This is a genomic window from Nostoc sp. GT001 (genome assembly GCF_030382115.1).
Lineage (GTDB): Bacteria > Cyanobacteriota > Cyanobacteriia > Cyanobacteriales > Nostocaceae > Nostoc.
Genome location: NZ_JAUDRJ010000003.1, coordinates 6,648,240 through 6,664,634, shown reverse-complemented (window position 1 = coordinate 6,664,634; position 16,395 = coordinate 6,648,240). Strand labels below are relative to the sequence as shown.

Annotated in this window: 5 protein-coding genes and 2 pseudogenes; all 7 read left to right on the top strand. The window is 40.5% G+C overall.

Features of this window, described 5'->3' with window-relative positions; translation table 11 throughout:
* Positions 1-677 precede the first annotated feature (677 nt).
* Complete coding sequence (locus QUD05_RS31060) at positions 678-1,532, top strand: 2OG-Fe(II) oxygenase (RefSeq protein WP_289799410.1); 855 nt, start codon at positions 678-680, stop codon at positions 1,530-1,532.
* Between the two features lie 316 nt (positions 1,533-1,848).
* Positions 1,849-2,655, top strand: coding sequence for a 2OG-Fe(II)-dependent halogenase WelO5 family protein (locus tag QUD05_RS31055; RefSeq protein ID WP_289799409.1), 807 nt, complete (start codon positions 1,849-1,851; stop codon positions 2,653-2,655).
* 48 nt (positions 2,656-2,703) lie between these two features.
* Positions 2,704-7,428, top strand: a complete 4,725-nt coding sequence (locus QUD05_RS31050; RefSeq protein ID WP_289799408.1) for a non-ribosomal peptide synthetase — start codon at positions 2,704-2,706, stop codon at positions 7,426-7,428.
* A 20-nt stretch (positions 7,429-7,448) separates the two neighbouring features.
* Positions 7,449-9,329 (top strand): asparagine synthase (glutamine-hydrolyzing), encoded by a 1,881-nt coding sequence (gene asnB, locus QUD05_RS31045; RefSeq protein ID WP_289799407.1) that lies wholly within the window; start codon positions 7,449-7,451, stop codon positions 9,327-9,329.
* A gap of 59 nt (positions 9,330-9,388) precedes the next feature.
* The gene (locus QUD05_RS31040; RefSeq protein ID WP_289799406.1) at positions 9,389-10,252 is read left to right on the top strand and encodes an aspartate/glutamate racemase family protein; all 864 of its coding nucleotides are present in this window, start codon (positions 9,389-9,391) and stop codon (positions 10,250-10,252) included.
* Positions 10,218-11,750: pseudogene (locus tag QUD05_RS31035) on the top strand (amino acid adenylation domain-containing protein); the annotation flags it as partial. The gene QUD05_RS31040 and the pseudogene QUD05_RS31035, both read left to right, overlap by 35 nt.
* 84 nt (positions 11,751-11,834) lie before the next feature.
* Positions 11,835-16,374: pseudogene (locus QUD05_RS34555) on the top strand (amino acid adenylation domain-containing protein); the annotation flags it as partial.
* Between the last annotated feature and the right edge of the window lie 21 nt (positions 16,375-16,395).

Here is a 16,395-nt window from a genome sequence, read left to right as displayed (position 1 = left end):
ACTAGAGAAATCCGCTTACCAGAAATTGAGATATTTGGGATTTTGTAAATCAAGGGTAAAGCAGATCAGCCTTTGGTATAAAACCTTTTGCACTTGGTAGCTATTCGCTTTCCGTCAGATAATTACTTGAATTTATTTCGTAGTCAGGCTTTCAGCTCTGAGTTGGGAATTTCAAAAGCGATGAAGTCTTTACCACGCAACTCTGTCATCCTATAACGGGAAGGGACTAAGTGCAATGTCCGATACAAAATTTAATTATATTGACCATCTAGTTACCATGTATTAACATTACTTTATCATATACCCCTTATACGCTATCTTGTGTAATATTTTTGACATTTTTACGTACAAACACTGTATAATTGCGATGTCAAAACTAAATAACTTTAGCTTTTAAGCTCTATTTTTCGTGAAGGCTGTTATTGGGAGCGACTGCGTTAAACGGGTTTCTCGGCTTGTTTGCCCTTGGCTTTCTCGTTCGTATAGCGTCTTTGTTAGGATAAGGGTAGCAAGTAAAGTTTGACAAAAAAAGCTTAATAAAAAAAAGATTTACATCAAGATATGTTAGTGTTTGACTAAGTTGTATAAACCCTAAATTCTTGGTTTAAAATTTATGGATACCATCACCATAGCCAGTTGTAACTGAATATTAAATTACCGATTGCGCTAGATTAATTTTGTGGTATTGGTTAAAACAAGGTAACAAACCAGATTTAGGAGTTTTGGAAAATTCTGCGATGACATACGTTAAAAATGATTTATGGCTCACGGTTACAGCTGATTTATTAGCTAATTATCCAGACGCAGTTAATCGGATATACAAAGGTGAAATTGATGGAATGCTGATTAAGCAGGTTTTCACCAAAGAAGAAATGCTCAAGGCGAAACATCAACTGGAAAACATAAAAAGTCGAAAAAGTGTAGGTTACGGCGAATCATTTGGTGTTGTTCTACCTGCCAAAGAAAATGAACCGACTAAATATTTTCAAGATGTAAATGTATATAGAAACGATCTGAAAAATATTTTTGAAGGTGGTTATGAACAAAGAATTGAAGGATTACTAAGTAAAGTCTCAGGAGGGAGAGTAGTAGAGATAGCCTCAGAAAATAATCAAACTTATGCCCCTGCTCAAATCAGATTTGTTGAGCCAAATAAAGGTGGGATTATTATTCATAAAGGTAGTCAATTTCTCCAGCATCCATCCTTTGCTCATTTAACAAAAATTGCTAGATTACAAGAACATCTGAGTTATTTTCTGATCGTCGATAAGCCGGAAGAAGGTGGAGAATTAATAATTTACGATTTGCCGCCAGAAGAAGCGAAAAAGGATTTTGATACTTTAGTTAAGGATTCCGCTTTTGAAAAATGCGACAAAAAATATATCAGTCCAGACATTGGTGATATGGTTCTTTTCCACGGTGGTACAATATGGCATAAGGTAGCGGAGGCCAGGGGAAACAAAAATCGTATTAGTATAGGTGGATTTGTTGCTATATCAACAGACGATCAAAAGATATTCTATTGGAGTTAATCAAATTATAGTCAAAAATCATCGTAGAATTTAAGCAACGCTTAAAGGATGTTTTTCAAGTATCAAATTGTGTTACTATCTCCTTTTTTATTGGGATTTAGGGAGATAAAGAAATTTTTACATAACCAAGCACTTTTAAAACATCCTCTTTGTAGGACTTTATCTAAATACAAGAACGTCAGCCTTATTTTATAAAGGTTCTAGCTTCGACAGCCATTTTTTATTTATAAACAAAGGTTTTATTGGATGCAATCGCATCTAATTAATGTATGTAAAATGGCTCATCACAAATTTAAAATCATAAATGGAGAACAAGATGAATAAAAATGCTACTCAGCCAGAATTAGCAATCAATAACTGGCTCACTTTAGAAGCTGAATTAGCCAGTAATTATCCTGATAGTGTGAATCAAATTTATCAAGGTGAAATCGATGGAATGCTCCTCAAAGGAGTCTTTTCCCAGGCAGAAATGTTAGAAGTAAAACAGAGACTAGATAACGCCAGTGACGAGCTAGAAACTGTTAGATACGGTACAACGCTTGGCTGTGTTTTAATGGCAGCAGGTAGTGATAAAGAAAGATATTTTCAAGGTGCAGACAATTTCAGGAACAAGTTAAAGACGCTTTTTGACACCAATTTTGAAGCGAGATTAGAAGCAACTTTAACTGAAATTTCTGGAGGCAGAAAGGTCGAGGTAGCTAGAGAAAATGATGAGCGGGTTTATACTCCGGCTACTGTGAGATTTGTTTACCCAAATCTAGGTGGAATGGTTCCCCATAAAAACAATGATTTTCTGGAAAATTCCTACTACGATCACTTGAACCAAATTGCCAAAATGGTAGATGCTCTTAGCTATTTTATCATCATTGATAAACCAGAAGCAGGTGGAGATTTAGTACTTTACGATTTACCTCCAGAAGAGTCAATGACTCTCACCAAAGATTTGGATTTAGAAAAATGCCCCAAGAGATATATTACCTCCGATATCGGAGACATGATTGTTTTTCACGGTGGTAATATAGTGCATCAAATTACTGATGTAATAGGGCAAAAAGTTAGAATTACGATTGGTGGCTTCTTAGCAATGTCCAAAGACGATCAAAAAATCCTCTATTGGAGTTAAATAGTTTTGCTGTGACTCGATAGAGGTGTAGGTAGGCAAGAAGAGGAAATGATTGAGTTTTTTCGACTTTCAACTCAGCAAAAGCATCTGTGGTTGTTGCAGCAAGCTGATTCTAGCTTGCCTTACCGGACTCAATGTGCTGTTTTCATTGAGGGAACTCTCAATATCGAGGCTCTCGAAATTGCCTTAAATACTGTCATTAATCGACATGAGATTTTACGTACCAAATTCAAAAGCTCACCTGGAGAGATTATTCCCTTTCAAGTCATAACCGACAGTAACCTACCAGCAATTTATCAGCACGACTTGGCTGCTTTAAATCCATTAGAACAGGAAGCTGAAATCGCAGCAATTTGGCAAAAGATGAGCCAATTGGATTTCGATTTTGCACAAGCTCCAATTTTGAATGTATCTTTGATAATTTTGTCGCCTCAAAAGCATTTATTATTTCTTTGTTTACCGTCTCTATGTGCAGATGGTGTAACACTTAAAAATTTGGTGCGTGAAATTAGCTGTAACTATGGAGGATTGGCAAAAGGACAGCTTCAGCAAGAACCAATGCAATATGCTGATTATTCAGAATGGCAACATGAATTACTCATAGCAGAAGATACCAAAAAAGGGCGAGAGTATTGGGAAAAACAGGATATTTCTGCTATTTTTAATTTCAAACTTCCAGTAGAAAATCAGTCAGCTAATAAGAGAGAATTTCAACCAAAATTAATTGCGATCGCTATTCAACCACATACAGTTGCAAAGCTAAAAAACCTGATACGGCAGTATGATATTTCAATATCTGTATTTCTGCAAACTATCTGGCACATTCATCTGTGGCGATTGACAAAAGAATCAAATCTGATTGTTGGTGTAGGATACGATGGTCGCCAATATGAGGAATTACAGACATCATTAGGATTGTTCGCTAGATATTTACCAATTCATGTTCATTTAGCAGCGAACTTACAATTTTTGGAAGTTTTAAAGCAGATTAATGAATCTACACTTCAACAAACCAAATGGCAGGATTATTTTAGTTGGAATGAGATAAATTTATCTTGGTTTCCAGTCACCTACAATTTTGCAGAAGAGACAGAGCAGTATTTTGCAGAGAATCTGGTTATATATATAGATAAGCAATTGAGCTATATTGATAAATTTAAATTAAATTTATCATGCTGTGTAACCAAAAACCAAGAAATAGTTGCAGAATTTCACTATGATTCCAGCTTATTTCGAGCAGAGGATATAAAACGTTGGGCGGGACAATTTCAGATGTTGTTAGCAAGTGCTATTGAGAATCCGTTAACTTTAATCAGTAAGTTAGAAATTCTCAGTGAAGTAGAGCGACAACAACTGTTGTTATGGTGCAACAATACAGAAACTAATTATTCAAAATTTCAGTGCATACATCAACTGTTTGAAAAACAGGCAGATAGTACACCAGATAATGTTGCCGTTGTGTTTGAGAACCAGCAATTGACTTATGCTCAACTCAACGCTCGTGCTAATCAGTTAGCACGTTATTTACAGGATTGGGGTGTGGGGCCAGAAGTTTTGGTGGCAATTTGTCTGGAGCGATCGCACTTGATAATCATCGCCCTGCTAGCTATCCTGAAAGCAGGTGGTGCTTATGTACCGCTCGATCCTCAACTGCCAAAAGAACGCCAAGCCTTGATTTTAGAAGATACCCAGGCAACAGTGGTATTGACTCAAGAATTCTCAGCCTGGACTCTACCTGAACATAGGGCGCGTGTGGTTTCCCTAGATGCACATTGGCATATCATCGCCGAAAAAAGCAATGAAAACTTGCCCAGCAAAGTCATTCCAGAAAATTTAATCTATGTACTCTACACCTCTGGCTCTACAGGAAAACCTAAAGGAGTTGCCGTTGAGCATCAGCAAATGTGCAACTATCTTTATAGCATCCTTGCTCAACTAAATCTGTCTACTGGTGCTAGTTTTAGCTTAGTTTCTAGCTTCGCCGCAGATTTAGGTAATACAGTTATCTTCCCTGCCTTGTGTACAGGCGGCTGTCTCCATGTAATTTCTCAAGAGCGAGCCTCTGATGCAGATAAGCTGGCTGATTACTATGACAATCATGGCGGTATCGACTGTCTCAAAATTGCTCCCAGTCATCTGCAAGCTTTACTAAATTCCTGCCAACACCCCGCCCAAATCTTACCCCGCCATCGATTAGTTTTGGGTGGTGAAGCCTTGAGTTGGCAACTAGTTGAGAAGGTGCAAGCGTTAGCCCCTGACTGTAAGATTCTGAATCACTACGGGCCTACAGAAGCTACCGTAGGAGTGCTTACTTATCAGGTGGAAAACGGTCAAAGCGATTATGCAGCAAGTGTTCCCCTTGGGCAACCTCTGGCAAACACGCAAATCTTGCTTTTAGATGAGCATCTGCAACCCGTTCCCATCAGTATCCCTGGAGAAATATACATCGGTGGTGCGAATTTAGCGCGGGGCTATTTCAACCGCCCAGATTTGACCAAAGAAAAATTTATACCAAATCCATTTATTGATTTTGGATTAAGCGATCCGAGTGAGAACCTGCTATCTTCTAAAACCGATCGACAGCTTAATAATCTAAAATCCAAAATCCAAAATCCAAAATTAACCCGTCTATATAAAACTGGAGATTTAGCACGTTACCTCAGTGATGGTAACATCGAGTTCCTCGGTCGAATTGACCATCAGGTGAAGATTCGCGGCTTCCGCATCGAGTTGGGAGAGCTTGAGTCAGCATTGCGACAACACCCAACAATACGAGAAACTGTAGCGATCGCTCTGGATGATGAGCGGGGTGAACAGCGGCTAGTTGCCTATATCGTCCCCCACCGAATAGATGTATCTAGCAGTGAACTACGCAACTTTTTGCAGGAGAAACTGCCCGACTACATGATGCCCTCTGTTTTCGTGAGGCTGGACGCTTTACCATTGCTGCTTAACGGTAAGTTAGATCGTCGCTCCCTCCCAGCACCAGATTGGACACGCCCCGAACTAGAAGCAGCCTTTATCGCACCTCGGACTCCAGAAGAACAAATATTAGCCGATATCTGGGCGGAAGTTTTGGGTGTCGAACGAGTAGGAGTGCAGGATAACTTCTTTGAGTTAGGCGGAGATTCTATCCTCAGCATTCAGATTGTCGCCAGAGCCAAAGAAGCGGGGCTTTGTCTGACTCCCATGCAGCTATTTCACCAGCAAACGATCGCCCAGTTAGCAGCCTTAGCGACAAAAACGCCTAAGCCAACACAGGGTTTGGTAACTGCTGAAGTGCCCCTAGTTCGTCACCGCCTCTCTTTTGATGGCAGCTACACCCCTTCTGATTTTCCCCAGGCGAAGTTAAACCAAGAACAGCTGGATCTACTGGGCGCTAAATTTGCTATTGAAGATATTTACTGCCTCTCACCTCTGCAACAAGGCTTACTCTTTCATAGCTTGTACGATCCAAAATCAAGAGTGTACTTCCAGCAAAAGATTTTAACCTTCCAAGGAAAATTGAATGCTACCGCTTTCCGGCAAGCATGGCAACAGGTAGTAAATCGCCACCCCAGCTTGCGAACCATCTTTCTTTGGGAAGACTTGGCAGAACCGATACAAGTAGTGCTACAGCAGGTAGAATTGCCTTGGCAGCAGCAAGACTGGCGCTACATGTCTCCAACTGAGCAAGAAGAACAATTGCAGACTTATCTTCAAGCAGATTCACAGCAGGTTTTTTCACTGAGTGCAGGCCCATTGATGCGATTGGCACTTATCCAAACTGCTCCAGACATTCATCAATTCATCTGGAGCCACCACCATATAATACTGGATGGTTGGTCTACTTCTGCGATCGTCACAGAGGTCTTCAAGTTATACAAAGCATTTTGTGAAGGTCAGGATTTATACCTTAAAGATAACCATCTTTATCGAGACTATATCGCCTGGTTGCAACAGCAAGACTGGTCTGGAGAAGAAAGCTTCTGGCGAAAGGCTCTCAGGGGACTACGCGCTCCAACTAAGTTAGGTGTAGATTGGGTGTCGGGCAATTTACCCGATCCAGATTGGGGATGGGGATATGCTCAGGAGGAAACCACACTCTCAGCCGATGTTACCTCGTCCCTACAGTCCTTTGCCAGAAAGCATCATTTAACGCTCAACACCATCATTCAGGGAGTTTGGGCTTTGCTTTTAAGCCGATACAGCGGTGAGGAAGACGTGGTTTTCGGCGTGACTGTCTCTGGTCGTCCAGCAGATTTGCCAGGAGTTGAGGCGATCGTTGGACTATTAATCAATGCCCGACCGATGCGAGTACAAGTTTCTGGTCATATTTCCGTTTTATCCTGGTTTCATCGGTTGCAACAGCAACAAGTAGAACTGCTTCAGTATCAGTATAGTTCTTTAGTGCAGATTCAAGAGTGGAGCCAGATACCCAGAGGAACGCCTTTGTTCGATAGTTTTGTCTCCTTTCAAAATCACCCATTGAATCTTTCCTTAATAGAGGAAAACAGTGGCCTAAAAATTATCAATGTACGTTCCTTTTTTGAAACCAACTATCCTTTAAGTTTAACTGTGGAACCCGGTTATCAACTGTTAATCAGAATTGAATATTTATCCAATAAATTTGATCTTGCCACGATCCGCCGAATATTAAAACAGTTTGGCACTGTGCTGAAAAATATTCCAGTCAATTTAGCCCAACCTCTATCGCATATTTCTCTAACTACTGAAATGACTACAGTAGAAAGTCAGGAACTAGTTAATAGTTTCAATGCTGACCTAGAATAAAAAGATTTAAGGAAAATATTATGTGCGGTATTTGTGGATGTTTTGATATTTCAAAAGAGCGTAGCCCAGAAATGAAAGTTCTGGAAAATATGACTGACACATTAATTTATCGAGGACCAGATTCATCGGGATATTTGATCAAAGAAAATTTAGGTTTAGGCTTTCGGAGGTTAAGTTTAATTGATTTAGCAGGCGGTAATCAACCTCTATATAACGAGGATGAAACAATAGTCTTAATATGTAATGGAGAAATATTTAATTATTTAGAACTGAAAAAGGAATTAATTAAAAAAGGTCATAAATTCCGCACCAATACAGATGTAGAAGTTTTGGTTCACCTCTATGAAGAATATGGGCTAGATTTTTTAAATCAACTCAATGGTCAATTCGCCTTTGCTCTTTACGACTATCAAAAACAACAATTAATTTTAGCTAGAGATCAAATGGGCATTTGCCCACTTTTTTATACAATTGTGGATAAATTTTTGATTTTCGGCTCAGAAATCAAAGCAATCTTAGCACATCCGTTAGTTAAGCGTGAGGTTGACTTGGTTGGTTTAGATCAAATCCTCACATTTCCCGGATTAGTAAGTCCGAGAACTATGTTTAAAAATATCAATAGTTTAAAAAGTGGTCATTATGTTCTGATTAAAGATTTTCAGGTAAAAGTTACAGAATACTGGGATTTAGATTATCCACAGATTAATGAAACTGCTTATAGTCAATCAGAAAGCTATTACACAGAGAAATTACAAGAGCTTTTGATCCAATCAGTTAAATATCGGTTACACGCTGATGTCCCGGTGGGAGTGTACGTTAGTGGCGGCTTAGATTCTTCATTAATTGCAGCAATAGTCAATAAAATACGTCCTGATAGTGATGTACATTCTTTCTCAATTGGCTTTACAGATAAAGAGATATGTGAGTCAAAATATCGAGATATTTTGCTGAAACAACTGAATTTTATCCATCATGATATTTTGTTCGATTGGCATCAAATCAGTGATGGCTTAGTAAAAGCTATTTATCATTCTGAATGCCCGATCAAAGAAACTTATAATACAGCTTCTTTAGCTCTTTCTGGCTGTGCTAATAGTAACCATATTAAAGCCATTTTAACGGGGGAAGGTGCTGATGAATTATTTGCAGGTTATGTCGGCTATCGTTTTGAACAATTACGAAATAGCAACCTTTCTGCAAACCAAAAAGATTATAGTTTGGAATCTGTATTAGATGATGAATTGAGACTTAAGGTATGGGGAGATGAAAATATTTTTTATGAAAGAGATTTATACTCTTACCGAGAAACGAAATTAGCTTTGTATTCATCAGAATTGAACGATCGATTTAGTGAATTTGACTGTCTTAACTTTGAGTTAGTTAACCATGAGAAGTTACGAAATAGGCATTTTATTCATCAAAGGTCTTATCTTGATTTTAAATTAAGGTTATCAGATCATTTGATTTCCGATCATGGCGATCGCATGGCTTTAGCTAATTCGGTTGAAGCTCGTTATCCATTCTTGGATATTAATCTAGTTGAATTTACTAAAGCAATACCTCCTAACTTAAAACTCAATGGCTTAATAGAAAAATATATTCTTAAAAAAACAGCAAAAGACTTTCTTCCTCAACAAATTGTTGAGCGAGAAAAATTTGCTTTTCATGCACCTGGAAGCCCTCATTTATTAAAACAAGATATCGAATACATCAATGACATATTGTCAAGTGATTTGCTTAAAAAGCAAGGCTATTTCAACCCAATTACTATCGATAACCTTAAGAACCAATATCTACAAGATGGCTTTCACCTCAATCTTCCTTTTGATATGGACTTGTTAATTATCCCCCTGACTTTTGGGATATTTTTACAGGAATTCAAAATGCCTGATATTAACTAATTCACCAATACCACTAACATAATTAAGTTTGTTTACAGCAGAAGCGAGGTATCGGCAAAATGGCAAAGATTCACAAGAGGGAAATGTTGGGTGTTTTAGGTGGTATGGACCCATTGGCATCGGCTGAATTTTTGAAGACAATTTATGAATATAATATTTTCGGTCAACGTGAACAACAATCACCTAAAGTTATTCTTTATTCTGACCCCACATTTCCTGACAGAACGGAAGCTTTGCTCAGGGGAGATGATGAAATTTTACTAGCTAATTTAATAGCAGCTTTAGATCAATTATGTGAATTAGATGTTTCAAAAATTGTTATTTGTTGCATAACTTCTCATTACTTACTGCCCAAATTACCCTATGATTTAAGAGATAGAGTGATTTCTTTAGTAGATATCATTTTCAAAAAGATTTTAGACCAACCAAAAAAGCATTTATTAATTTGCTCAACCGGAACGCAAAAATTACAAATCTTTCAAAACCATATTCTTTGGCAGTTTGTCAAAGATGACATCATATTACCTGATGAAAGCGAACAAAATTTAATTCATCAAATGATTTATTATCTAAAAATTAAAGGAGATTTTCAAAAGTGTCTGCCTATTTTAGAAAACTTGCAAGCGAAGTATAATGTAGAAAAATTGATCGCAGGCTGCACAGAAATTCATTTGTTAAATAAATATTTAGAGTCAGTTGCAGGTAAGCAACCCGAAAATATCTTTTTAGATCCGTTGACGATAATAGCACAAGAACTATGGAGTATTTCAAATCTGCAAAATTACACAGATTTACCAAATACAATTGTGGCTTTCCAGTTTCTCTCCCGGATATTTTCGCCAGATTTACATCTTCCTCAAGAAATAGACAAATATAATTCTAAAAAATATGAACTCTCAAATTTATATTCAAGATTGGTTTAGTGAAACTGCTGAAAAATTTAGCAAAAATACAGCTATTGATTGCGGTGAACGACAATTTACCTATGGTGAAATTGAAGCGCAGTCAAATAAACTTGCCAATTTTCTCATTGAACATGGCGCTATTAAAGGCTCAATGATAGCGATTTTGGCTAAAGATTATGTTAAATTTATTATTGCAATCATCGGCATTTTAAAAGCAGGGTGTGTCTTTGTACCGCTAGTTCCCGATTTACCTGATGACCGAATTTATACCATCATCGCAGAAGTAGCTCCACAATGGTTAATCGTTGATGCCACAGGGTTAACGAAAATTAGCAATGGTAGAATAGCAGAATTTTTACAATCGCCAGTTATTTGTTTGGAAGAAAATCGCAATTTTGATAGTTTTAATCCTCTGAATTGCTACCTGAATAAGTATGCAGAATATTCTCAATTTGAGAAGCCAAATATTCAAATAGAACCAGACGATATGTCCTACTTATACTTCACCTCTGGTTCGACGGGTAAGCCTAAAGGAATAGCAGGTCGTTTGAAAGCGATCGCTCATTTTATCAACTGGGAAATTCAAACATTTGGGATTAAAGAGTTCACCAGAGTTAGTCAATTAATTACTCCCGCTTTTGATGCTTTTTTAAGAGATATTTTTGTTCCCTTATGTGCTGGTGGCGTCGTTTGTATACCGGAAGAAATTGATATTATCCTTGATGCTAGAAAGCTAATTGAATGGATAGAACGTCAGCAAATTAATCTAATTCATTGTGTACCTTCCTTATTTCGCTCTCTTCTAAATGAGGATTTAGACCCGAAAAGTTTTTCATCTTTGCAATATATTCTTTTATCTGGAGAACCCCTACTGCCTGCGGATATTAGCCGTTGGATGGATATTTACGGCGACAAAATTCAGTTAGTCAATCTTTATGGGGCATCAGAAACAACAATGACGAAGTTCTTTTATTTCGTCAAGGCTGCCGATCGAGAACGACGGTCTATCCCTATTGGTAAGCCAATGGATGGAGCTGCGGCTTTAGTTGTTGATGAGCGAGGAAAAGTTTGTCTTCCGGGAATGGTGGGTGAAATTTATATTCGGACTCCCTATCGCACCTTGGGATATTATCAGCAGCCAGAGTTAACCAATCAATTTTTTATTCCCAATCCTTTTAGTAATAACCCCCATGATATTGTCTATAAAACGGGCGATTTAGGTCGAATTTTAGAAGATGGAAATTTTGAATGTTTAGGCCGCCGAGATGGGCAAGTCAAGATTAGAGGAGTGAGAATAGAATTAGGAGAAATTGAGAATTATCTGCGACTTCATCCATTAGTTAAGGATGTGGTTGTCGTAGATCGTGAAGACGCAAATAGTCATAAATATTTGTGTGCCTATGTTGTTCTCAAAGAAGAATTGGAATCAGGGAAATTGAGAGATTTTTTATTAAAATCCCTGCCAGAATCGATGATACCTTCAGTATTCGTGCTGATGGATGCTTTGCCAAGAACCATTAGCGGGAAAGTGGATAAGCGATCGCTCCCTGCACCCAATCGACAACAAAACCGAACTTTTGTACCACCCCAGACACCTATTGAGACACAGTTGGCGCAAATCTGGTCACAAGTCCTAAATCTTGACCGAGTAGGGTTAAACGATAATTTTTTTGAATTAGGCGGACACTCCCTCAACGCCACTCAGCTACTTTCTCGTGTGGCTAAAACCTTTCAAGTAGAAATATCGTTGCGATCGCTGTTTGAGTCGCCAACATTAGCTACTCAAGCCGAAAGCATTGAAACTCTGCATTGGGTAAAAGAAAGTCCACACCTTGAGGGCGCATTGGAGGAGGGAGAATTATGACAACCATCGAGTTTTTATCTGAGTTGCGCCGCAGCAATATCAAACTGTGGGTGGAAGGCGCGGCTCCACAGGAGCTTCGCCTCCGTTATAGCGCCCCCCAAGGAACGCTGACACCTGCTCTCAAAGCCGAGTTATCACAGCGCAAGGCGGAAATTCTCGATTTTCTGTGGCAAGCTACAGTTACTCCTGCTACTTATAGTCCATTGCGCTCCACCTCACGCAATGCCAAACTTCCTCTTTCTTTTGCCCAACAACGGTTATGGTTTCTTGACCAATTAACCCCCGGTAGCTCGGTATACAACATTTCTGGAGCCGTTGAAATCCAAGGTTTACTCAACGTAGCAGCACTAGAAAAGAGCTTGAACGAAATTATTCAGCGTCATGAAATCTGGCGTACTTCCTTTAAAGCGGTAGATGGGGAACCGCTACAAGTGATTGCTCCCAGTTTCAGCTTCACGCTCAAGGAAGTGGATCTCAGGTTAATAGCAAAAAAAGAACAAATAGATACAGTAAAATTCCTCATAGAGAAGGAAGCAGCACAGCCCTTCGATTTATCTAAAGCAACGTTATTAAGAGCAACGTTGCTGCAATTAGATGAAGTTAACTATGTACTAATTTTGACTATTCACCACATTGTTTTCGATGCTTGGTCTATGGGAGTGCTAATTGGGGAATTAGCAGTACTCTATGAAGCGAACGCTCTTGGCATACCGCATCTACTCCCTGAACTCCCGATCCAGTATGCAGACTTTGCCGAATGGCAGCGACAGTGGTTACAGGGCGAGGTACTTTCAACCCAGCTTGCCTACTGGAAACAAAAGTTGAGTGGTAAGTTGCCTTTGTTGCAGCTGCCTACCGACCGTCCGCGAACGCCACAGCCAACTTTCCAAGGAGCAAAGCGATCGCTGACACTATCTAAGACTCTATCCCAGGCAGTGAAGAACCTGAGCCAGCAGTCAGGTGTAACTCTGTTTATGACGCTGCTGGCGGCATTCAAGACCTTACTTTATCGCTACACAGGTCAAGCAGATTTGCTAGTTGGCACAGCGACAGCAGGTCGCAACCTACCGGAAGTAGAACAACTAATTGGCTGTTTTGTCAATACTTTGGTGCTACGGACTGACCTTTCTGGCAACCCAACATTTTTGCAGCTGTTAGAACAGCTTGCGGGAAGTTGCCTTAGCAGCATTCAATCACCAAGACTTGCCCTTTGAAAAACTGGTAGAGGAATTACAGCCAGAACGCCACCTCAGTTACTCGCCGCTATTCCAAGTTGGGTTCGCTTTCTATAATGCTCCTAGAACAGAACTGAAACTTCCTGGTTTGACCTTGAGTTCTCAGCCAATAGATAGCGGCACAGCCAAGTTGGATTTAACCTTATCCTTTAAAGAAACTGAGGAAGGATTAACTGGGTGTTTGGAATATAAAACCGAACTATTCGATGCCGCCACAATTAACCGGATGTTAGCTCATTTTCAAACCTTGTTAGCGGGCATAGTTGCCAACCCAAAACAGCGTTTGGATGAGTTGCCTTTATTGACGACAACTGAGCGCCAACAGTTATTGTGGGAGTGGAACAATACTGAAATAGACTATCCTGGTGATGTCTGCATTCATCAACTATTTGAGGCTCAAGTCGAGCGATCGCCCGATGCGATCGCACTGATATCTAATCACTCTACACTCACCTATCAGCAGTTAAACACCCAAGCCAATCAGCTAGCTCATTACTTGCGTTCACTGGGGATAAAACCAGAGATGCCGGTGGGAGTTTGTATGGAGCGATCGCCCTTAACGATTGTGAGCATTTTAGGCATCCTGAAAGCGGGTGGTGTCTATGTACCGCTAGATCCTAAATATCCCAAAGAACGCCTAGCTTTCACGATCGAAGACGCGAGATTGTCGGTGCTACTCACTCAACAGTCATTGGACATTGAAGTAGGAAAAAGCACAACTGTAGTTTTTCTAGATCGAGAATCGGAAATCATCGCCCAACACAGCAGTACTAACCTGAACCAAGTTGTCACACCCGATAACCTCGCCTACATTATTTATACATCTGGTTCCACAGGTAAACCCAAGGGCGTTCTCCTCGCCCATCGAGGATTGTGCAACCTAGCTACAGCCCAAATTCAAGCCTTCGATATCCGACCTGATAGCCGCGTCCTTCAGTTTGCCTCCCTCAGCTTCGATGCCTCAATCAGTGAAATTTTTATGGCTCTAGTAGCAGGAGCAACACTTTGTTTAGCAACCACCGATGCTCTGCTTCCTGGTGCAAACTTGCTGCGCTTGTTGCGCGATCGCGCCATCACAACCGTCACCTTACCACCATCTGTACTAGCAGTGCTACCAGTTGAAGAACTCCCAGCTTTACAGACAATCATCGTCGCTGGAGAAGCTTGTTCTGCCGATCTAGTAGCGCGTTGGGGACGCGATCGCCGCTTCTTTAATGCCTATGGCCCGACTGAAGCAACCGTCTGTGCCACCATTGCCGAATGCACAGATGCCCAAAATCAACCGTCTATCGGTCGTCCAATTGCGAACACCCAAGTCTATATTTTAGATCGCCATCTCCAACCCGTACCCATCGGCGTGGCAGGAGAACTGTACATTGGTGGCATTGGACTTGCCCAAGCTTACCTCAACCGTCCAGACTTGACCCAAGAGAAATTCGTCCCGAATCCGTTTATCGATTTTAAATTGCCGATTTGGGATTTTGGATTAAGCGATCGGGATGATAACTTACGATCCTCTAAAACTGATAATCTAAAATCTAATCGCCTGTATCAGACAGGAGATTTAGCACGTTATCTCCCAGATGGCAATATTGAGTTTCTGGGCCGTATCGATCGTCAAGTGAAGATTCGTGGTTTTCGGATCGAATTAGGGGAAATTGAGACGGTACTGCGCCAACACCCAGATGTACTTACTTGCGTTGTGGTAGCCGATGAAGACCGCTTTGGTAAGCGTTTAGTAGCTTATATCGTTCCTGAAAATGGGATGACAATCAATCAGCAACAGCTAAAGGATTATCTCAAAGAACACCTACCAGATTACATGCTTCCTGCCGCCCTAACGATCCTAAACACCTTACCTCTGACCTCCAATGGTAAAGTCGATCGCCAAGCCCTCCCCGCCCCCCATACAGACAGAAGCCTGAAATTAGCAACCTTCGTCATGCCCCGCGACAGCTTGGAACTAGAACTAGTGCAGATTTGGGAAGAGGTTATGAACGTCCGTCCTATAGGTGTCACAGACAACTTCTTTGACATTGGCGGTCACTCGTTGCTGGCGGTGCGTCTGATGGCTTTGATTCAGCAGCAGTTCGGGCGGGAGCTACCTTTATCAATTCTGTTTCAAGGCGGGACAGTCGAACATCTCGCAACCATACTCCGCTCCGAAACGCCTTCTCGACCTTGAGTCTCCCTTAGTTGGCATCCAAACCACAGGTTCCAAACCACCTTTATTCTGCGCCCATCCAATTGGGGGTAATGTTCTGGGATACGTGGCTTTGGGACGCTATCTCAGTCCAGATCAACCGCTTTACGCTCTACAAGCCCCTGGAGTCGATGGACAACGACAACCTTACACCAATATTCCTGATTTGGCAGCTCATTATATCGAAGCCTTGCAAGCTTTTCAGCCGACTGGCCCATACTTTTTGGGTGGACATTCCTTTGGCGGACTTGTAGCTTTTGAAATGGCTCAACAGCTACAACAGCTAGGACAAGAGATAGGCTTACTTGTGATTATGGATACACCAGCACCAATTCACAGGGGAGTTATTGAACCAATAGATGATGCGAGGTGGATGGTGAAGCGATCGCAAGTGCTAGAAAGATTTTTTGAGAAAAAACTGGCGGTTGACTACACAGAACTCCAGCAGTTAGAACCCGAAGCACAATTCAACTATTTTTTAGAGAAATTGAGACGGGCCGATCTCATCCCCCCAGATGCTGGCCATGAGATGATTCACCACATCTTGGAAGTCCAAAAAGCGAGTCATCAAGCTTTAGTAAGTTATTTACCACAGATTTATCCAGGTAAAATTACTCTCCTGCGAGCTTCTGAGATGGTAGCTGAAGATTCTAGAGGGGTGTTTTCTGAGAGCTTTTGTCAACCTGCTTTGGGTTGGGGTGAATTGGCTAGTGAACCAATAGATATTTATGAGGTACTGGGCGATCATGTGACAATGCTTGCTGAACCTCATGTTAGAGTGCTAGCGGATCGGTTGAAATCTTGTATAAGCAATAGCCGAAAGCCTGATTTTCAGTAGGGGCAATTCATGTAGACGCAT

Excerpts from the sequence above, each read along its gene's own strand:
- QUD05_RS31050 (WP_289799408.1), top strand. The coding sequence starts at position 2,704 with ATGATTGAGTTTTTTCGACTTTCAACTCAGCAAAAGCATCTGTGGTTG.
- QUD05_RS31055 (WP_289799409.1), top strand. The coding sequence starts at position 1,849 with ATGAATAAAAATGCTACTCAGCCAGAATTAGCAATCAATAACTGGCTC.
- QUD05_RS31040 (WP_289799406.1), top strand. The coding sequence starts at position 9,389 with ATGGCAAAGATTCACAAGAGGGAAATGTTGGGTGTTTTAGGTGGTATG.
- asnB (WP_289799407.1), top strand. The coding sequence starts at position 7,449 with ATGTGCGGTATTTGTGGATGTTTTGATATTTCAAAAGAGCGTAGCCCA.